The organism is Streptomyces sp. NBC_00078, from assembly GCF_026343335.1.
Classification (GTDB): Bacteria; Actinomycetota; Actinomycetes; order Streptomycetales; family Streptomycetaceae; genus Streptomyces.
The window spans coordinates 1,406,550-1,425,508 of sequence record NZ_JAPELX010000001.1 but is presented as its reverse complement, the minus strand read 5'-3'; the positions used below and the strand labels follow the sequence as shown (position 1 = coordinate 1,425,508).

The window sequence follows — 18,959 nt, the reverse complement described above, 5'->3', positions numbered from 1 at the left end:
GGTCCGGTTCTCGGGTCGGAGGCTGTGAGTACTGCTCTTCGGAGTGTGGAAAGCATGATCTCCGGGCGGGGTCGGGTCGGGCACGCTGTTGGGTGTCTGAGGGCATGGCCGTGATGGTCTGTCTTCGGTGCCGGCCCCAGTGCACTCGGACTTAGGTTCGGGGTGGTGGGTGGCTGGTCGTTGTTTGAGAACTGCACAGTGGACGCGAGCATCTGTGGCCAAGTTTTTAAGGGCGCACGGTGGATGCCTTGGCACCAGGAACCGATGAAGGACGTGGGAGGCCACGATAGGCCCCGGGGAGTCGTCAACCAGGCTTTGATCCGGGGGTGTCCGAATGGGGAAACCCGGCAGTCGTCATGGGCTGTCACCCTTGCCTGAACACATAGGGCAAGTGGAGGGAACGCGGGGAAGTGAAACATCTCAGTACCCGCAGGAAGAGAAAACAACCGTGATTCCGGGAGTAGTGGCGAGCGAAACCGGATGAGGCCAAACCGTATGCGTGTGAGACCCGGCAGGGGTTGCGTATACGGGGTTGTGGGATCTCTCTTTTGCGGTCTGCCGGCCGTGAGACGAGTCAGAAACCGTTGATGTAGGCGAAGGACATGCGAAAGGTCCGGCGTAGAGGGTAAGACCCCCGTAGTCGAAACGTCAACGGCTCGTTTGAGAGACACCCAAGTAGCACGGGGCCCGAGAAATCCCGTGTGAATCTGGCGGGACCACCCGTTAAGCCTAAATATTCCCTGGTGACCGATAGCGGATAGTACCGTGAGGGAATGGTGAAAAGTACCGCGGGAGCGGAGTGAAATAGTACCTGAAACCGTGTGCCTACAAGCCGTGGGAGCGTCGGAATGTGCTTGCACATTCTCGTGACTGCGTGCCTTTTGAAGAATGAGCCTGCGAGTTTGCGGTGTGTTGCGAGGTTAACCCGGGTGGGGAAGCCGTAGCGAAAGCGAGTCCGAATAGGGCGGTATAGTAGCGCGCTCAAGACCCGAAGCGGAGTGATCTAGCCATGGGCAGGTTGAAGCGGAGGTAAGACTTCGTGGAGGACCGAACCCACCAGGGTTGAAAACCTGGGGGATGACCTGTGGTTAGGGGTGAAAGGCCAATCAAACTCCGTGATAGCTGGTTCTCCCCGAAATGCATTTAGGTGCAGCGTCGTGTGTTTCTTGCCGGAGGTAGAGCACTGGATAGGCGATGGGCCCTACCGGGTTACTGACCTTAGCCAAACTCCGAATGCCGGTAAGTGAGAGCGCGGCAGTGAGACTGTGGGGGATAAGCTCCATGGTCGAGAGGGAAACAGCCCAGAGCATCGACTAAGGCCCCTAAGCGTACGCTAAGTGGGAAAGGATGTGGAGTCGCACAGACAACCAGGAGGTTGGCTTAGAAGCAGCCACCCTTGAAAGAGTGCGTAATAGCTCACTGGTCTAGTGATTCCGCGCCGACAATGTAGCGGGGCTCAAGCGTACCGCCGAAGTCGTGTCATTGCAGCAATACTCCCAACGGAGGCTGTGATGGGTAGGGGAGCGTCGTGTGCCGGGTGAAGCCGCGCCGGAAGGCAGTGGTGGACGGTTCACGAGTGAGAATGCAGGCATGAGTAGCGATTCACACGTGAGAAACGTGTGCGCCGATTGACTAAGGGTTCCTGGGTCAAGCTGATCTGCCCAGGGTAAGTCGGGACCTAAGGCGAGGCCGACAGGCGTAGTCGATGGATAACCGGTTGATATTCCGGTACCCGCTGTGAAGCGTCAAACATTGAATCAGGCGATGCTAAGTCCGTGAAGCCGTTCCGGACCCTTCGGGGAATGGAAAGTGGTGGAGCCGATAGACCAGACTTGTAGTAGGTGAGTGATGGGGTGACGCAGGAAGGTAGTCCAGCCCGGGCGGTGGTTGTCCCGGGGTAAGGGTGTAGGCCGTGCGGTAGGTAAATCCGTCGCACATGGGGCTGAGACCTGATGCCGAGCCGATTGTGGTGAAGTGGATGATCCTATGCTGTCGAGAAAAGCCTCTAGCGAGTTTCATGGCGGCCCGTACCCTAAACCGACTCAGGTGGTCAGGTAGAGAATACCGAGGCGTTCGGGTGAACTATGGTTAAGGAACTCGGCAAAATGCCCCCGTAACTTCGGGAGAAGGGGGGCCATCACTGGTGATTGGATTTACTCCATGAGCTGGGGGTGGCCGCAGAGACCAGCGAGAAGCGACTGTTTACTAAAAACACAGGTCCGTGCGAAGCCGTAAGGCGATGTATACGGACTGACGCCTGCCCGGTGCTGGAACGTTAAGGGGACCGGTTAGTGCGCTTTCGGGCGTGCGAAGCTGAGAACTTAAGCGCCAGTAAACGGCGGTGGTAACTATAACCATCCTAAGGTAGCGAAATTCCTTGTCGGGTAAGTTCCGACCTGCACGAATGGCGTAACGACTTCTCGACTGTCTCAACCATAGGCCCGGTGAAATTGCACTACGAGTAAAGATGCTCGTTTCGCGCAGCAGGACGGAAAGACCCCGGGACCTTTACTACAGTTTGATATTGGTGTTCGGTTCGGCTTGTGTAGGATAGCTGGGAGACTGTGAACTCTGGACGCCAGTTCAGGGGGAGTCGTCGTTGAAATACCAGTCTGGTCGTGCTGGATGTCTAACCTGGGTCCGTGATCCGGATCAGGGACAGTGTCTGATGGGTAGTTTAACTGGGGCGGTTGCCTCCTAAAGAGTAACGGAGGCGCCCAAAGGTTCCCTCAGCCTGGTTGGCAATCAGGTGTTGAGTGTAAGTGCACAAGGGAGCTTGACTGTGAGACCGACGGGTCGAGCAGGGACGAAAGTCGGGACTAGTGATCCGGCGGTGGCTTGTGGAAGCGCCGTCGCTCAACGGATAAAAGGTACCCCGGGGATAACAGGCTGATCTTCCCCAAGAGTCCATATCGACGGGATGGTTTGGCACCTCGATGTCGGCTCGTCGCATCCTGGGGCTGGAGTCGGTCCCAAGGGTTGGGCTGTTCGCCCATTAAAGCGGTACGCGAGCTGGGTTTAGAACGTCGTGAGACAGTTCGGTCCCTATCCGCTGCGCGCGCAGGAATATTGAGAAGGGCTGTCCCTAGTACGAGAGGACCGGGACGGACGAACCTCTGGTGTGCCAGTTGTTCTGCCAAGGGCATGGCTGGTTGGCTACGTTCGGGAGGGATAACCGCTGAAAGCATCTAAGCGGGAAGCCTGCTTCGAGATGAGTATTCCCACCCACTTGATGGGGTAAGGCTCCCAGTAGACGACTGGGTTGATAGGCCGGATCTGGAAGCCCAGTAATGGGTGGAGGTGACCGGTACTAATAGGCCGAGGGCTTGTCCTCAGTTGCTCGCGTCCACTGTGTTGGTTCTGAAACCACGAACAGCCCCGTTACCGGTGATGGTGATGGTGTGGCAGGTTCGACAGTTTCATAGTGTTTCGGTGGTTATAGCGTGAGGGAAACGCCCGGTTACATTCCGAACCCGGAAGCTAAGCCTTACAGCGCCGATGGTACTGCAGGGGGGACCCTGTGGGAGAGTAGGACGCCGCCGAACTCCTTTTAGAGCGCTGGCTCTTGGGCAGACAAGCCCAAGAGCCAGCGCTTTTTTGCGTTGGGGTAAGGTCAGGGAGCATCGTTGGCACATTTCCCACAGGAGGCTCCCGGGTGGAGGTCCAGGAGACCCGCGTCCAGACAGACCGGGTCCTCACCATCCCCAACATCCTCAGCATGGCTCGTCTCGCCGGCGTGCCGGTCTTCCTGTGGCTGGTTCTCAGGCCTGAGTTCGGAGGCCCCAAGAGTGACGGGTGGGCGCTGCTGGTGCTGGCTCTGAGCGGAGTCAGCGACTACCTCGACGGCAAGCTCGCGCGGCGTTGGAACCAGATCAGCAGCCTCGGCCGGCTCCTCGACCCCGCAGCCGACCGGCTCTACATTCTCTCCACGTTGGTAGGCCTCACCTGGCGCGAGATTCTGCCGATCTGGTTGACCGCTCTACTTCTGGCGCGCGAGCTGGTCCTCTTGGTGATGGTGGGCATCCTCAGGCGGCACGGCTATCCGCCGCCGCAGGTGAACTTCCTGGGGAAGGCAGCCACCTTCAACCTGATGTACGCCTTCCCGCTGCTCCTGCTCAGTGACGGAACCGGTTGGATCTCGTCACTCGCTGCTATTTTCGGATGGGCGTTCGCAGGATGGGGTACAACGCTCTACTGGTGGGCAGGAGTCCTCTACGTGGTACAAGTCCGCCGCCTGGTCCGTGCGGACGCCATGGCCGATTGAACTCGCCGATTCCTGCCGCCGTAGCGGCTCGATGGGCCCGCGGCGGAAAAGTGCGGGACAATCTGGATGGGTGAAGTCGGCTAGACCGTCGTCTTTTTGAGGAGGACGCTTCCGACATGAAGGCCGTCGTGATGGCCGGAGGCGAAGGCACACGCCTTCGCCCCATGACCTCAAGCATGCCCAAGCCGCTCCTGCCCGTGGCCAACCGCCCGATCATGGAGCACGTGCTACGGCTGCTCAAAAGGCATGGGTTGAACGAGACCGTCGTAACTGTCCAGTTCCTGGCCTCATTGGTCAAGAACTATTTCGGTGACGGCGAAGAGCTCGGAATGGAGCTCTCCTACGCCAACGAGGAGAAGCCACTCGGTACCGCTGGGAGCGTCAAGAACGCAGAGGAAGCGTTGAAGGACGATGCTTTCCTCGTCATCTCCGGTGATGCCCTGACTGACTTCGACCTCACCGAGCTGATCAACTTCCACAAGGAAAAGGGTGCGCTCGTCACTGTGTGTCTGACGCGTGTGCCCAATCCGCTGGAATTCGGTATCACGATCGTCGACGAAGAAGGCAAGGTCGAGCGCTTCCTCGAGAAGCCGACCTGGGGCCAGGTTTTCTCCGACACCGTGAACACGGGCATCTATGTCATGGAGCCCGAGGTCTTCCACTATGTCGAGCCCGATGTGCCCGTCGACTGGTCCGGGGATGTCTTCCCGCAGCTGATGAAGGAGGGCAAGCCGATCTATGGCTATGTCGCCGAGGGCTACTGGGAGGACGTCGGCACGCACGAGAGCTATGTGAAGGCGCAGGCCGACGTCCTGGAGGGCAAGGTCGACGTCGAGATCGACGGTTTCGAGATCTCCCCGGGTGTGTGGGTGGCGGAAGGCGCCGAGGTACATCCCGATGCCGTTCTCCGTGGACCCCTCTACATCGGTGACTATGCCAAGGTCGAGGCCGGCGCGGAAATTCGCGAGCACTCGGTTGTGGGCTCGAACGTCGTCGTGAAGACCGGCGCTTTCCTGCACAAGTCCGTGGTGCACGACAACGTCTACGTGGGGCAGCACAGCAATCTGCGCGGCTGTGTCGTCGGAAAGAACACCGACATCATGCGTGCCGCACGGATCGAGGACGGCGCGGTCATCGGTGACGAGTGCCTCATCGGTGAAGAATCGATCGTTCAGGGCAATGTGCGGGTCTACCCGTTCAAGACCATCGAGGCCGGCGCCTTCGTCAACACCTCGGTGATCTGGGAGTCCAGGGGGCAGGCACATCTCTTCGGCGCTCGTGGCGTCTCCGGCATCCTGAACGTCGAGATCACGCCAGAACTCGCGGTGCGGCTCGCCGGTGCCTACGCGACGACCCTGAAGAAGGGCTCCACTGTCACCACGGCCCGCGACCACTCCCGTGGTGCGCGTGCGCTGAAGCGGGCGGTCATCTCCGCTCTGCAGGCCAGCGCGATCGACGTACGCGACCTGGAGAACGTACCGCTGCCCGTCGCCCGGCAGCAGACCGCGCGGGGCAGCGCCGGCGGGATCATGATCCGGACCACGCCCGGGGTGCCGGACTCCGTGGACATCATGTTCTTCGACGGGAACGGCGCCGATCTGTCCCAGGGCAGCCAGCGCAAGCTGGACCGGGTGTTCGCACGGCAGGAGTACCGGAGGGCGTTCCCCGGTGAGATCGGGGATCTGCACTTCCCCGCCAGCGTCTTCGACTCGTACACAGGGTCGTTGCTGCGTAATGTCGACACGACCGGGATCAAGGAGTCCGGACTGAAGGTCGTCGTCGACGCGTCGAACGGCAGTGCCGGTCTGGTCCTGCCCAGCCTGCTCGGCAAGCTCGGCGTGGACTCGCTGACGGTCAACCCTGGGCTCGACGAGTCGCGGCCGACTGAGACCGCGGATGTTCGGCGGTCCGGGCTGGTGCGGCTCGGTGAGATCGTGGCGTCCTCGCGGGCAGCCTTCGGGGTGCGGTTCGACCCGGTCGGCGAGCGGCTGTCGCTGGTCGACGAGAAGGGGCGGATCGTCGAGGACGACCGTGCGTTGCTCGTCATGCTCGATCTGGTGGCCGCTGAGCGGCGCAGTGGGCGGGTGGCGCTGCCGGTGACCACGACGAGGATCGCCGAGCAGGTGGCGGCCTACCACGGGACGCAGGTGGAGTGGACGACGACTTCACCCGACGACCTGACACGGGTCGGCGGTGATGACTCGACCATCTTCGGCGGTGACGGCAAGGCCGGCTTCATCGTCCCGGAGTTCAGCAGTGTCTTCGACGGTACGGCTGCCTTCGTACGGCTGATCGGGCTGGTGGCGCGGACGCAGCTCACCCTGAGCCAGATCGACGCGAGGATTCCGCGTGCGCACGTCCTGAAGCGCGATCTGGCGACCCCCTGGGCCGTCAAGGGACTTGTGATGCGGCGGGTCGTCGAAGCGGCCGGAGACCGCTTCGTGGACACCACCGACGGCGTGCGGGTAGTGGAGACCGACGGGCGCTGGGTGATGGTGCTGCCCGACCCGGCCGAGGCGGTCACCCACCTGTGGGCGGAAGGGCCGGACGACGCCTCCGCACAGGCTCTGCTCGACGAGTGGTCGGTGGTCGTGGACAGCGCCGGCCGCTGAAAAACGCTGCACGCGCGCGTGCCGGACAGGTGTGCCCAACGGGCCTGTCCGGCACGTGGGTGGGGCCGTTCGGAGGTAGTGGTCGCGACGTGCGACGATGTGCTGCATGCCGCAGCAGCCCCCCGTTCGGAGCACACCCACGCGATCATCGCGTCCGGACGCCTCCATGTCGCTGCTCACCAACGTCATGGACCACAGCCTCGACGACGGCTACGCCGAGGCGGCTGCCCGGAAGAAGGCCGAGGGCGCGGGTGGCATGCCTAAGCCCCTCCGGTCCAGGCTCGGTCTGGCCGCCGGGCTGGTGCTCGCGGCTCTCGTCGTGACCGTCGGAGCGGCACAGGCGCGCGTGGCGGCCCCCGTCGTCGCCAAGGAGCGCGAGGAGCTGATCGACCGCATCGACCGCGAGACCGCGGCGGCGGACAAGCTGGAAGGTTCCGTGGACACGCTGCGCGACGACGTGAGTGCGCGGCAGCGCGAGGCCCTGAAGCACAGCGGTGGCGGCGACAAGAGCGAGCTGGTGGGCATTCTGTCGGGTGCGGTGGAAGTGCACGGCCCCGGCGTGAAACTCGTCGTGAACGACGCCAAGGAAGCCACCAGCGGTGGGAACGGCGACCCGCGCGAGACCTCGGACTTCTCCGACACCGGGCGGGTGCGCGACCGCGACATGCAGCGCGTGGTCAACGGGCTGTGGGAGTCGGGGGCCGAGGCCGTCTCCATCAACGGCCAGCGGCTGACGGCGCTGTCGGCGATCAGGGCCGCGGGAGACGCGATACTGGTCGACAACAAGCCACTGGTTCCGCCCTATACGGTGCTTGCCGTGGGGAACGGCAAACAGCTGAGCACCAGGTTCCAGAACAGTGCCGACGGGCTGTATCTGCACGCCCTGCAGGAGAACTACGGCATCCGGACCAGGATCTCCGTGGAGAGCGATCTCCGGTTGCCCGCAGCACCGAGTGTGATCGTACGTACTGCACAGCCGAGCACCGAGAAAACTGAGAAGGGCACATCGTGATCGCCGTACTGGGCCTCGTCGTGGGAGTCGTGGCCGGACTGTTGGTCCGGCCCGAGGTTCCGGCGGTCGTCGAGCCTTATCTGCCGATCGCCGTCGTCGCGGCGCTCGACGCCGTCTTCGGCGGTCTGCGGGCCATGCTCGACGGGATCTTCGACGACAAGGTCTTCGTGGTGTCGTTCCTGTCCAACGTGGTCGTGGCCGCGCTGATCGTGTTCCTGGGGGACAAGTTGGGCGTGGGTGCTCAGTTGTCCACCGGTGTCGTCGTGGTGCTCGGTATCCGCATCTTCTCGAACGCCGCGGCGATCCGACGGCACGTGTTCCGGGCGTGAGGCCGATGAGCGACCAAGAAGAGACGCCGGAGAACAGGCTGCGCAAGGAACTCCCGAAGGAGGTCCCCGCAACGGCTCCCGACGCCGCGGCAGCCCCCGAGGAGAACCTGACGGAAAGCCCCGAGGAGAGCCTCAAGGAGAACCCCGAGAAGCAGGGGGAACCCGCTCTCACCGGGCGGCAGCGGCTGGTGAAGGGGCTGTGGCCGCCGCGCCTCACCCGCGCCCAACTCATCGTCGCCGTCCTGCTGTTCGGCCTGGGCTTCGGTCTGGCCGTCCAGGTGGCCTCCAACAGCAACAGCGACAGCGCCCTGCGTGGCGCGCGTCAGGAAGATCTCGTTCGCATCCTGGATGAACTCGACGACCGTACTCAGCGTCTTGAGGACGAGAAGCAGGGACTGGAGAAGCAGCGCGACGAGCTGGAGAACAGCTCCGACCAGGCGGAGGAGGCCCGCAAGCAGACCGTCGAGAAGGAGAAGCAACTCGGCATTCTGGCGGGCACGGTGGCCGCGCAGGGTCCCGGCATCACGATGACGATCGAGGACACGAAAGGTACGGTCCAGGCGGACATGCTGCTCGACGCGATCCAGGAGCTGCGCGCGGCCGGTGCCGAGGCGATCCAGGTGGACGGCGTACGCGTCGTGGCCGGCACGTACCTCACCGACTCCGGCAAGAGCGTGAGCGTCGACGGGAACAAGATCAACGCGCCCTATCGTTTCAAGGTCATCGGCAAGCCGGAGGACCTGGAGCCGGCGCTCAACATCCCTGGAGGCGTGGTGCAGACTCTGGAGAAGGAGCAGGCCACCGTGACCGTCGAGCGGTCGACCAAGATCGTCGTGGACGCCTTGCGAGCGGCGAAGCGGCCTGACTACGCTCGGTCGTCCTCCTAGTGAACCGGCGGTGCATGGGCGACGTCCGGCAGGGGCATGAGGTTGCGGGGGGTCGGCGCACCGAATGGGTGGTGCGTGGTGGAAACTGTCTGGTGGATACGGACGTTGTGAGGATGTCCGGGTCGGCCGGTGTATGCAATCAGGGTTCGTCCTGCCCCACGGGCGGGTCTGTTTCGGTCAAGGGGAATCGCCCGTGAAGTTGTTTGCGAAGTTGTTCGGCAGGAACGCGCGAGAGGACAGCGCCAATGCGACCGCTCGTCATCGCGCGCAGCCCGACGCGGAGGGCCAGCGCCCGCTGTTCCGGGACCAGATTCCTGGTCCGGGCGGCGACATTTCCGGAGGTCAGGGCGCGCCGTCTGTTGACCCTGCGCAGTCCAGCGGCATAGGTTTCGGGCAACCGTCAACCTCAAGTACGGGTGGAGGGTTTTCCCCTATGTCGGCCCTGGTGTGTACGAGGTGCGGTAACCGCAACGCGGAGAACAGCCGCTTCTGTTCCAACTGCGGTGCGCCGCTGCGGGCAGGGGCGACTCCCGAGCGGCCGTCCGAGACGACGTCCACGATCTCCATTTCCGGTATCGAGGCCTACGACGCCGAGGTCACCGGACAGACGCAGATGCCGGCGCTCTCTCCCGAGGCGCAGGCGGCCGTCGACGCGCTGCCCTTGGGGTCCGCGCTTCTGGTCGTGCGCCGCGGACCGAACTCGGGCAGCCGCTTCCTGCTGGACGGTGACCTGACCACGGCCGGGCGTCATCCGCAGAGCGACATCTTCCTGGACGACGTGACGGTCTCGCGCCGTCACGTGGAGTTCCGCCGCGGTGCGGACGGCGCGTTCACGGTGGCCGACGTGGGCAGCCTGAACGGCACGTACGTCAACCGCGAGCGGATCGACCAGGTCGGTCTGAACAACGGCGACGAGGTCCAGATCGGCAAGTACCGACTGGTCTTCTACGCGAGCCAGCGGGGCTACTGACCCCTCCCTCAGGGAATGCCCATGCTTCGAACACCGAGCGGCGGTGCCGGGCACGGTACCGCCGCCACGGACAGTGGTCTGATGAGCATCGGCACGGTGCTGAACGTGCTTCGCGAAGAGTTTCCCGAAGTCACCATCTCCAAGATCCGTTTCCTGGAGTCGGAGGGGCTCATCGAGCCGCAGCGCACCCCCTCGGGGTATCGCAAGTTCAGCGCGGACGACGTCGAGCGTCTCGGCCACGTCCTGAGAATGCAGCGGGACCACTACCTGCCCCTCAAGGTGATCCGTGAGCACCTGGACGCCATGGAGCGAGGTGAGGCCGTACCCCTGCCCGCCGTGGGGCGTCAGCGGGACGGGGAGGCCCTGCTGGAGCCGTCCGAGGGGTCCACGGCGGCCCGGATCGGGCGGGCCGAGCTGCTCGCGGCCGCCGGGATCGGTGAGCAGGAGCTCGACGAGTGGGAGTCGTACGGACTCGTCGCACCGCTGCCGGACGGGGCGTACGACGCGGAGACGGTGACCGTGGCGTCGCTCGTCGTGGAGCTGGGGCGGTCCGGGATCGAACCGCGGCACCTGAGGGCCATGAAGGCCGCCGCCGACCGTGAGGCAGGTCTCGTGGACCAGGTGGTGGCTCCGTTGAAGCGCCACCGCAATCCACAGACGAGGGCGCATGCGCAGGCGCGTACGAAGGAGCTGGCGGCGCTCACGGTGAAGCTGCACGCGGCGCTCATGCAGACCGCGCTGGGTGTGCGGCTGCCGTGACTCCGGCGCCTGCACGAAGGCCGGATCGTCCCCCCGTTTTCAGCCCGACTACCCAAACATCCCGAGCACGTCCTAGGGTTGCTGTGTGAACGAGCTCGATGTCGTAGGTGTCCGGGTCGAAATGCCCTCCAACCAACCGATCGTGCTCCTGCGTGAAGTGGGAGGCGACCGCTACCTCCCCATCTGGATCGGACCGGGGGAGGCGACGGCGATCGCCTTCGCCCAGCAGGGCATGGCCCCCGCCCGACCGCTGACCCACGACCTGTTCAAGGACGTGCTGGAGGCCGTCGGCCAGGAACTCACCGAAGTACGCATCACGGATCTGCGTGAGGGCGTCTTCTACGCGGAGCTGGTCTTCGCCAGCGGGGTCGAGGTCAGTGCCCGTCCGTCCGACGCCATAGCGCTGGCCCTGCGCACCGGCACGCCGATCTACGGCAGCGACGGCGTGCTCGACGACGCGGGCATCGCGATCCCGGACGAGCAGGAGGACGAGGTGGAGAAGTTCCGCGAGTTCCTCGACCAGATCTCGCCGGAGGACTTCGGGACCAGCAGCCAGTGAGGGCGCCTCACACGCCGGCAAGTGCCGGTGGTGGGTGAGTGCGTCCTGCGGCCCCCTCCGAGCGCATTCGGCTAGCCTTTCCCCGCGATTGGGTGCGGGAAACCACTCCTAGGGTGATTATCACTCGGCGTGCCGAGTGTGGCGGTCGTTGACGCACCACTGGTGGCTGCCTACCGTCGAGGGGGCAGGTCAAGGACGGAGGTCGGCGTGAGAATCAGCGGCGACGGTACGGCTGGGGGTGCCTCGGGACGCAGTCTCGGGGACAGTGGCCCGTACCCGCTTCACGGCAGCGCGGCCGATCACGCTCCGCAGCGACCGGCGGGTGTGCCGAGCAGCGGAGGGGCGACGTCCATGGCGTTGGATCAGATCGGCTACCGCGGCCCGACGGCCTGCGCGGCCGCCGGCATCACCTACCGCCAACTGGACTACTGGGCCCGCACCGGCCTCGTCGAACCAAGTGTGCGGCCCGCGAGCGGCTCGGGGACGCAGCGGCTGTACAGCTTCCGGGACGTCGTCGTCCTGAAGATCGTCAAGCGGTTTCTGGACACCGGTGTGTCGCTGCAGAACATCCGCACGGCGGTACAGCACCTGCGTGAGCGCGGCTTCCGGGACCTGGAGCGTATGACGCTGATGAGCGACGGTGCCACGGTCTACGAGTGCACCTCGCCCGACGAGGTGCACGCGCTGCTCCAGGGCGGCCAGGGCGTCTTCGGGATCGCCGTCGGTGTGGTGTGGCGGGATGTGGAGAGCGCCCTCTCGCAGCTGCACGGCGAGCGGATCGACACCGGTGAGACCCTGGTCGGGCACAATCCGGCGGACGAGCTGGCGCGGCGCCGAAACCGGGCGGTCTGAGCGAACGTCCCGAGGTGCCGCGGGGCGCCCGGGCGGTCGTACGACGGCATTGTCAGTGGCGTAGGGCAGCATCGGACATGTGAGAAACGCGCCCACGATCCTGCATCTCGACATGGATGCCTTCTACGCCTCGGCGGAGCAGGCGTCCAAGCCGAGCCTGCGTGGGAAGGCCGTGATCGTGGGCGGGCTGGGGCCGCGAGGCGTGGTCGCGACGGCTTCGTACGAGGCGAGGGTGTTCGGGGTGCGGTCGGCGATGCCGATGGCCCAGGCACGGCGGCTGGCGCCGAACGCCGCGTATCTGGTGCCGCGCTTCGGGTTCTACCGGTCGATCAGCGAGCAGGTCATGGGGTTGCTGCACTCGCTGTCGCCGCTCGTGGAGCCGCTGAGCCTGGACGAGGCCTTCGTGGATCTGGAGGCCGGGGAGGTGGCCTGGGACGCGGCGTCGGCGCGGCTGGTGGGTGAGAAGCTGCGGGCCGACATACGGGCAGGTACGGCGCTCACCGGGTCCGTGGGCCTCGCCGCGTCCAAGATGCTCGCGAAGATCGCCTCCGAGGAGGCGAAGCCGGACGGGCTGGTGCTGATCGAGCCGGGGACCGAGCGGGCGCTGCTCGGGCCGATGTCGGTGCGGACGCTGCCGGGAGTGGGGCCGGCGACCGGGGACCATCTGCGGCGGGCCGGGATCACCACGGTCGACGAGATCGCCGAGGCGGGCGAGGACGAGCTGGTCCGGCTGCTGGGCAAGGCCCACGGGCACGCGCTGCACGCCATGGCGCTGGCACACGACGACCGGCCCGTGGTCGCGGAGCGTGAGGCCAAGTCGGTGTCGGTCGAGGACACCTACGACGTGGACATCCACGACCGGCTGAGGGTGGGCCTCGAGGTGCAGCGGCTGGCCGAGCGGTGCGTGCGGCGGCTGCGCGGCGCGGGGCTTTCGGGGCGGACCATCGTGCTCAAGGTGCGGCGCTACGACTTCTCGACGCTCACCCGTTCAGAGACGCTGCGGGGGCCCACCGACGATCCGGGAGTGGTGCGGGAGGCGGCCGCCCGGCTGCTGGACATGGTGGACACCACCGGTGGCGTACGACTGCTCGGTGTCGGGGTCAGCGGGCTCGCCGACTACACGCAGGAGGATCTGTTCGCGCAGGCCGCGGGGGAGCGGGCGGAGGTGTCGGTGGAGGAGACGGCGGACGAACCCGCACCGGAGCAGGAGACACCCGCCGAGCGGCGCTGGCCCGCCGGGCACGACGTGCGGCATGCCGGGTTCGGGCACGGGTGGGTGCAGGGCAGCGGGCTCGGGCGGGTCACCGTGCGGTTCGAGACGCCCGACTCGGAGCCGGGGCGGGTGCGGACGTTCCGGACCGACGACCCCGATCTGGAGCAGGCGGATCCGCTGCCGTTGGTGGCGGGTGGATCCGGGGCTTCCGTGAAGGGGGACCCATGTTGACGTGCCTCAGGCGTCGGCATCCTCCGCGCCCGCGATTCTGCCGAACGACCGGTCCGGGACCGAGGGAGGAGAGGCGATGTCGAGACCGTAGTGGTGGTAGAGCTGAAGCTCCTGTTCGGGGGAGAGGTGGCGGCCGACCCCGAAGTCGGGGGCGTCCTTGATGAGAGTGCGGTCGAAGGGGACGTGGAGGGTGCCCTCGACCAGTTCACTGGGCTCCAGGGGGACGAAGGCGTCCCGGGAAAACAGGCCGGTGCGTATGGCCGCCCACTCCGGCACGCCGGTCGCGTCGTCGAGATAGACCTCGTCGATGGTGCCGAGCTTGGTGCCGTTGCGGTCGAACGCCTTGCGGCCGATCAGGTTGCGCGGATCGATGTCGGTCTGCACGGGCCCTCCACTTGGTCGCAACTCATTCGTAAGCACTACAAAAGAGCACATAGGGGCAGGCGGCCACTCGAAGGACCGGGTGGTGCGCTCGCTGGTAGGCTGACAGCGGCTGCTGACCCCGTGCGGGAGAGTCCTCCGGACGCCACCGGAGGCGCCGAAGGAGCAAATCCTCCCCGGAATCTCTCAGGCTCACGTACCGCGCGGACGAGGTCACTCTGGAAAGCAGGGCGGGTGTCGACGGCTTCCGCTCTCACCGACGGTGAAAGCCGGACATCCTCGGGTGATCCGGTGAAGCTCTCAGGTCGAGATGACAGAGGGGGAGGCCGATCGGGTACCCGCGCCGTGGTACCCCTCGAAGGTCGTGGCAGACCAGGAGGCCTCCGCAAATGACCGCCCATCGCATTCCGCTCTCCGAGCTCGAGAAGGGGATTCCCTTCGAGCAGCGTCACATCGGCCCCGATCATGAGGCTCGGGCCAAGATGCTCGCGCATGTCGGCTACGGCTCTCTGGACGAGCTCACGGCCGCCGCGGTGCCGGATGTGATCAAGAACGCCGATGCCCTGGATCTGCCGGGCGCGCGTACCGAGGCCGAGGTGCTGGCCGAGCTGCGTTCGCTGGCGGATCGGAACCAGGTTCTCGATTCCATGATCGGGCTGGGGTACTACGGGACCTTCACCCCGCCCGTCATCCTGCGCAATGTGATGGAGAATCCCGCCTGGTACACGGCGTACACGCCCTACCAGCCGGAGATCTCGCAGGGGCGCCTCGAAGCCTTGCTGAACTTCCAGACGATGGTCGCCGACCTCACCGGGCTGCCGACCTCCGGTGCCTCGCTGCTCGACGAGGGCACGGCCGCCGCCGAGGCCATGGCGCTGTCCCGGCGCATGGGCAGGAACAAGAAGGGCCTGTTCCTCATCGACGCGGACGTGCTGCCCCAGACCGTCGCCGTGATCGAGACCCGCGCCGAGCCGACGGGCGTGGAGGTCGTGGTCGCCGACCTCAGCGAGGGCATTCCGGCGGAGATCGCCGGGCGTGAGATCAACGGCGTGCTGGTCCAGTACCCGGGTGCCTCCGGTGTCGTACGCGACATCAAGGCGTTGATCGACCAGGCACACGAGCTCGGCGCGCTCGTCACCGTCGCCGCCGACCTGCTCGCGCTGACGCTGCTGAAGTCGCCCGGCGAGCTCGGTGCGGACATCGCCGTCGGTACGACGCAGCGGTTCGGTGTGCCGATGGGCTTCGGCGGGCCGCACGCCGGCTACATGGCCGTACACGAGAAGTTCGCGCGCAGCCTGCCAGGGCGGCTCGTGGGTGTGTCCGTGGACGCCGACGGGCACAAGGCCTACCGGCTGGCGCTGCAGACCCGCGAGCAGCACATCCGGCGCGAGAAGGCGACCAGCAACATCTGCACCGCCCAGGTGCTGCTCGCCGTCATGGCCGGTATGTACGCCGTGTACCACGGGCCCGAGGGGCTGAGGGGCATAGCTCAGCGCACCCACCGGTACGCCACGATCCTCGCCGCGGGGCTCACCGCCGGCGGTGTCGAGGTCGTGCACGGCTCGTACTTCGACACGCTCACCGCGCGCGTCGCCGGGCACGCAGCCGACGTCGTCGCAGCCGCGCGCGAGAACGGCGTCAACCTCCACCTCGTGGACGCCGACCATGTGTCGATCGCCTGTGACGAGACCACCGCGCGGGCCCAACTGGGTGCCGTGTGGGCCGCTTTCGGGGTCGAGGGTGACATCGAGGCGCTGGACGAGGCCGCCGGGGAGGCGATCCCGCAGGCCCTGCTGCGCAATGACGCCTTCCTCACCCACCCCGTCTTCCACGAGCACCGCTCCGAGACCGCGATGCTGCGCTACCTGCGCCGGCTCGCCGACCGCGACTACGCGCTCGACCGCGGCATGATCCCCCTGGGCTCCTGCACCATGAAGCTCAACGCGACCACGGAGATGGAGCCGGTCACCTGGCCCGAGTTCGGGCAGCTGCACCCGTTCGCGCCCGCCGATCAGGCGCAGGGGTACCTCACGCTCATCCGTGAGCTGGAGGAGCGGCTCGCCGAGGTCACCGGGTACGACAAGGTGTCGCTGCAGCCCAACGCCGGTTCGCAGGGCGAGCTGGCCGGGCTGCTCGCCGTCCGCGGATATCACCGGGCGGCCGGGGACGAGCAGCGGACCGTGTGTCTGATCCCGTCCTCCGCGCACGGCACGAACGCCGCCAGCGCCGTCATGGCCGGCATGAAGGTCGTCGTCGTGAAGACCGCCGAGGACGGTGAGATCGACGTCGAGGACCTGCGGGCGAAGATCGAGCAGTACCGCGACGAGTTGTCCGTGCTGATGATCACGTACCCCTCCACGCACGGTGTGTTCGAGGAGCATGTCGCCGACATCTGCGCGCAGGTGCACGAGGCCGGCGGGCAGGTGTACGTCGACGGGGCCAACCTCAACGCCCTGGTGGGGCTTGCGAAGCCGGGGCACTTCGGCGGTGATGTCTCGCACCTCAACCTGCACAAGACCTTCTGCATTCCGCACGGCGGTGGCGGTCCCGGGGTCGGTCCGGTCGGTGTGCGTGCGCACCTGGCGCCGTATCTGCCGAACCACCCGATGCAGCCGGCCGCCGGTCCCGAGACGGGTGTCGGGCCGATCTCGGCGGCTCCGTGGGGTTCCGCGGGGATCCTGCCGATCTCCTGGGCGTACGTCCGGCTGATGGGCGGCGAGGGCCTGAAGCGTGCCACGCAGGTGGCGGTCCTCAGCGCCAACTACATCGCCAAGCGGCTCGAACCGCACTACCCCGTGCTCTACAACGGCCCCGGCGGCCTGGTCGCGCACGAGTGCATCATCGACCTGCGTCCGCTGACCAGGGCGACCGGTGTGAGCGTCGACGACATCGCCAAGCGGCTGATCGACTACGGGTTCCACGCGCCGACGATGTCGTTCCCGGTGGCCGGCACGTTGATGATCGAGCCGACCGAGTCCGAGGACCTGATCGAGCTGGACCGGTTCTGCGAAGCGATGATCGCCATCCGTGCGGAGATCGAGAAGGTCGCGGCGGGCGAGTGGCCGGCCGAGGACAACCCGCTCCGAGGCGCGCCGCACACGGCTGCCGCGCTCGGTGAGGAGTGGGAGCACGCGTACACGCGTGAGGAGGCTGTCTTCCCGGCCGGGGTGTCGGCCGCCGACAAGTACTGGCCGCCGGTGCGTCGCATCGACCAGGCCTTCGGTGACCGCAACCTGGTCTGCTCGTGCCCGCCGCTGGACGCGTACGAGAACTGAGCCGGAACGAGGGGGCCCCGCTTCGGCGGGGCCCCCTCGCGTCACGCCGTCGCGAGCGAGATCTCGGTCGACTTGATCAGGGCGACGACCGTTGTGCCGGATGCCAGGCCGAGGTCCTGGGCGGCGTCCCTGGTGATGGCGGAAGTGAGTTCGCCGTCCTCGACGGTCACCTTGACGGAGGCCATCGCACCGCCGGAGGTGACCGCGGTGACCGTGCCGGGCAACTGGTTGCGGATGGACAGGCCCTTGACCGGGCCGGTGGCGAGGGAGACCTCTGTCGACTTCACCAGGGCGCGGACCGCGGAGCCCGGGGCGAGCGCCAGGTCCTTCACGGCTTCAAGAGTGATCGCCGCGGTGAGGTCCTGGCCGCCGGTGAGGCGGATGCCGACGGTGGCCATCGCCTCGCCGGGGGTGATGGCGGTGACGGTGCCGGACAGTTGGTTTCGGATGCTCAGGGTCATGGCATCACGGTAGAGCTTTGAGCGCCTTATGCCGGGTATGCGTGGGTCTGTGTGGCCTTGACCGTCGCCCAGACCGTTGTGCCCGGGCGCAGGTCGAGTTCGGCCGCGGCGACCGTGGTGAGGTCGGCGGCCAGGGGGAGTTCGCCGGCGAGGTCCGCGCGGATCTGGTCGCCGTGGGTCTCCAGGCCGGCCACCTCGCAGCGCCAGTGGTTGCGGGCGCTGGAGCCGGTGGGTGGGTTCCGGAAGAGCGTGACGGCGCTCGGCGGGAACGCCACGAAGACCGGGCCGGACAGGATCTCGGTGGTGGTGATGGCCGGGCCGGTGTCGAGGCGGACGGTGTGGCCGTCGGCCTGTCCGCGGTAGAGGTTGAGGCCGACCAGCCGGGCGATGTAGTCCGTACGGGGATGGCGGGCGATGTCGGAGGGCGTGCCCTCCTGGACGACGCGGCCGTGCTCGACGACCACCAACCGGTCGGCCAGCACCATGGCGTCCAGCGGGTCGTGTGTGACCAGTACCGCCACCGCCTCGAACTCGGCCAGGTGGCGGCGGAGTTGGGACCGTACGTCGAGGCGGGTACGGGCGTCCAGGGCGGCCAGCGGCTCGTCGAGGAGCAGCAGCCGGGGGCGGGTGGCCAGGGCGCGCGCGACGGCGACGCGCTGGGCCTGGCCGCCGGAGAGACGGCGGGGCCTGGCGCCGGCGTGCTCGGCGAGGCCCATGCGATCCAGCCACTCGGCGGCCAGGGCGCGGGCCTCCGCCTTGCCGGCGCCCTGGCAGCGCGGGCCGAAGGCCACGTTGTCGAGGGCGGTCAGGTGAGGGAAGAGCAGGTAGTCCTGGAAGACCACGCCGATTGGGCGGGACTCGGGTGGCGTACGGTCCAACTCGGCGCCGTCCAGCCGTAGATGACCGCCGCTGAGCGGGACGAGGCCGGCGAGGGCGCGTAGGGCGGTGGTCTTGCCCGCCCCGTTGGGGCCGAGCACGGCGACCACGTCTCCAGGGGCCGCGGTGAGTGTCACGTCGAGGCGGAAGGTTTTCCGGTCGACCACCAGGTGGGCGTCGAGGCCGTCGGACGATTGCGGGTTCGAGTTTGGGTGGGTGGGGGGTACGCCGCCTTGGGCCGGGTTCGGGTTGCCACCCGCACTGCCCGTGCGGCCTTC

General features: G+C 66.5%; 14 protein-coding genes, 2 rRNA genes and 1 riboswitch. Of the genes, 13 read left to right on the top strand and 3 right to left on the bottom strand.

The window, feature by feature from the left end:
- Positions 1 to 216: 216 nt before the first annotated feature.
- The 12 genes from OOK07_RS06630 (at position 217) to OOK07_RS06575 (ending at position 13,688) form a co-directional block, all read left to right on the top strand.
- Positions 217 to 3,334, top strand: a 23S ribosomal RNA gene (locus OOK07_RS06630).
- A 94-nt stretch (positions 3,335 to 3,428) separates the two neighbouring features.
- Positions 3,429 to 3,545: ribosomal RNA gene (rrf, locus tag OOK07_RS06625) — 5S ribosomal RNA — on the top strand.
- Positions 3,546 to 3,655: 110 nt separating this feature from the next.
- Positions 3,656 to 4,264: a cardiolipin synthase ClsA gene (gene clsA, locus OOK07_RS06620; RefSeq protein WP_266586126.1), complete on the top strand. Its 609-nt coding sequence runs from the start codon at positions 3,656 to 3,658 to the stop codon at positions 4,262 to 4,264.
- 116 nt (positions 4,265 to 4,380) lie between these two features.
- Positions 4,381 to 6,876: a mannose-1-phosphate guanyltransferase gene (locus tag OOK07_RS06615; protein ID WP_266795477.1), complete on the top strand. Its 2,496-nt coding sequence runs from the start codon at positions 4,381 to 4,383 to the stop codon at positions 6,874 to 6,876.
- Between the two features lie 106 nt (positions 6,877 to 6,982).
- Positions 6,983 to 7,888, top strand: coding sequence for a DUF881 domain-containing protein (locus OOK07_RS06610; RefSeq protein WP_266677806.1), 906 nt, complete (start codon positions 6,983 to 6,985; stop codon positions 7,886 to 7,888).
- Positions 7,885 to 8,217, top strand: a complete 333-nt coding sequence (locus OOK07_RS06605; protein ID WP_003988855.1) for a small basic family protein — start codon at positions 7,885 to 7,887, stop codon at positions 8,215 to 8,217. The genes OOK07_RS06610 and OOK07_RS06605 overlap by 4 nt, the downstream gene beginning before the upstream one ends.
- A gap of 5 nt (positions 8,218 to 8,222) precedes the next feature.
- Entirely contained in the window at positions 8,223 to 9,104 is an 882-nt protein-coding gene (locus OOK07_RS06600) for a DUF881 domain-containing protein (protein ID WP_266677804.1), read from the top strand.
- A 64-nt stretch (positions 9,105 to 9,168) separates the two neighbouring features.
- A complete protein-coding gene (locus tag OOK07_RS06595; protein WP_266795476.1) occupies positions 9,169 to 10,074 on the top strand; it encodes a zinc-ribbon and FHA domain-containing protein in 906 nt (301 codons plus the stop codon).
- 21 nt (positions 10,075 to 10,095) lie between these two features.
- The gene (gene ftsR / locus OOK07_RS06590; protein WP_266795474.1) at positions 10,096 to 10,833 is read left to right on the top strand and encodes a transcriptional regulator FtsR; all 738 of its coding nucleotides are present in this window, start codon (positions 10,096 to 10,098) and stop codon (positions 10,831 to 10,833) included.
- A gap of 85 nt (positions 10,834 to 10,918) precedes the next feature.
- The gene (locus OOK07_RS06585; protein ID WP_004002801.1) at positions 10,919 to 11,392 is read left to right on the top strand and encodes a bifunctional nuclease family protein; all 474 of its coding nucleotides are present in this window, start codon (positions 10,919 to 10,921) and stop codon (positions 11,390 to 11,392) included.
- Positions 11,393 to 11,599: 207 nt separating this feature from the next.
- Entirely contained in the window at positions 11,600 to 12,244 is a 645-nt protein-coding gene (locus OOK07_RS06580) for a MerR family transcriptional regulator (RefSeq protein ID WP_266795473.1), read from the top strand.
- A 79-nt stretch (positions 12,245 to 12,323) separates the two neighbouring features.
- Positions 12,324 to 13,688, top strand: coding sequence for a DNA polymerase IV (locus OOK07_RS06575; RefSeq protein WP_266795472.1), 1,365 nt, complete (start codon positions 12,324 to 12,326; stop codon positions 13,686 to 13,688).
- 6 nt (positions 13,689 to 13,694) lie between these two features.
- Here the strand turns inward: OOK07_RS06575 and OOK07_RS06570 are convergent, their stop codons facing one another.
- The gene (locus OOK07_RS06570) at positions 13,695 to 14,072 is read right to left on the bottom strand and encodes a PRC-barrel domain-containing protein (RefSeq protein ID WP_266677794.1); all 378 of its coding nucleotides are present in this window, start codon (positions 14,070 to 14,072) and stop codon (positions 13,695 to 13,697) included.
- 113 nt (positions 14,073 to 14,185) lie between these two features.
- Positions 14,186 to 14,281: riboswitch (glycine riboswitch) on the top strand.
- Positions 14,282 to 14,458: 177 nt separating this feature from the next.
- Here OOK07_RS06570 and gcvP point away from each other — a divergent pair.
- Positions 14,459 to 17,344: an aminomethyl-transferring glycine dehydrogenase gene (gene gcvP, locus OOK07_RS06565; protein WP_266795471.1), complete on the top strand. Its 2,886-nt coding sequence runs from the start codon at positions 14,459 to 14,461 to the stop codon at positions 17,342 to 17,344.
- 41 nt (positions 17,345 to 17,385) lie between these two features.
- Here gcvP and OOK07_RS06560 read toward each other — a convergent pair whose 3' ends face one another.
- Positions 17,386 to 17,805: a TOBE domain-containing protein gene (locus OOK07_RS06560; protein ID WP_266795469.1), complete on the bottom strand. Its 420-nt coding sequence runs from the start codon at positions 17,803 to 17,805 to the stop codon at positions 17,386 to 17,388.
- 26 nt (positions 17,806 to 17,831) lie between these two features.
- Positions 17,832 to 18,851 carry an ABC transporter ATP-binding protein gene (locus tag OOK07_RS06555; RefSeq protein WP_266801907.1) on the bottom strand — a complete coding sequence of 340 codons (1,020 nt, stop codon included), beginning with the start codon at positions 18,849 to 18,851 and terminating at the stop codon, positions 17,832 to 17,834.
- Positions 18,852 to 18,959: the final 108 nt, after the last annotated feature.

Bases quoted from the DNA above. Each gene is read 5' to 3' on its own strand.
- OOK07_RS06595 (WP_266795476.1), top strand. From the start codon at position 9,169: ATGGGTGGTGCGTGGTGGAAACTGTCTGGTGGATACGGACGTTGTGAG.
- gcvP (WP_266795471.1), top strand. From the start codon at position 14,459: ATGACCGCCCATCGCATTCCGCTCTCCGAGCTCGAGAAGGGGATTCCC.
- OOK07_RS06560 (WP_266795469.1), bottom strand. From the start codon at position 17,805: ATGACCCTGAGCATCCGAAACCAACTGTCCGGCACCGTCACCGCCATC.
- OOK07_RS06610 (WP_266677806.1), top strand. From the start codon at position 6,983: ATGCCGCAGCAGCCCCCCGTTCGGAGCACACCCACGCGATCATCGCGT.
- OOK07_RS06600 (WP_266677804.1), top strand. From the start codon at position 8,223: ATGAGCGACCAAGAAGAGACGCCGGAGAACAGGCTGCGCAAGGAACTC.
- OOK07_RS06615 (WP_266795477.1), top strand. From the start codon at position 4,381: ATGAAGGCCGTCGTGATGGCCGGAGGCGAAGGCACACGCCTTCGCCCC.
- ftsR (WP_266795474.1), top strand. From the start codon at position 10,096: ATGCTTCGAACACCGAGCGGCGGTGCCGGGCACGGTACCGCCGCCACG.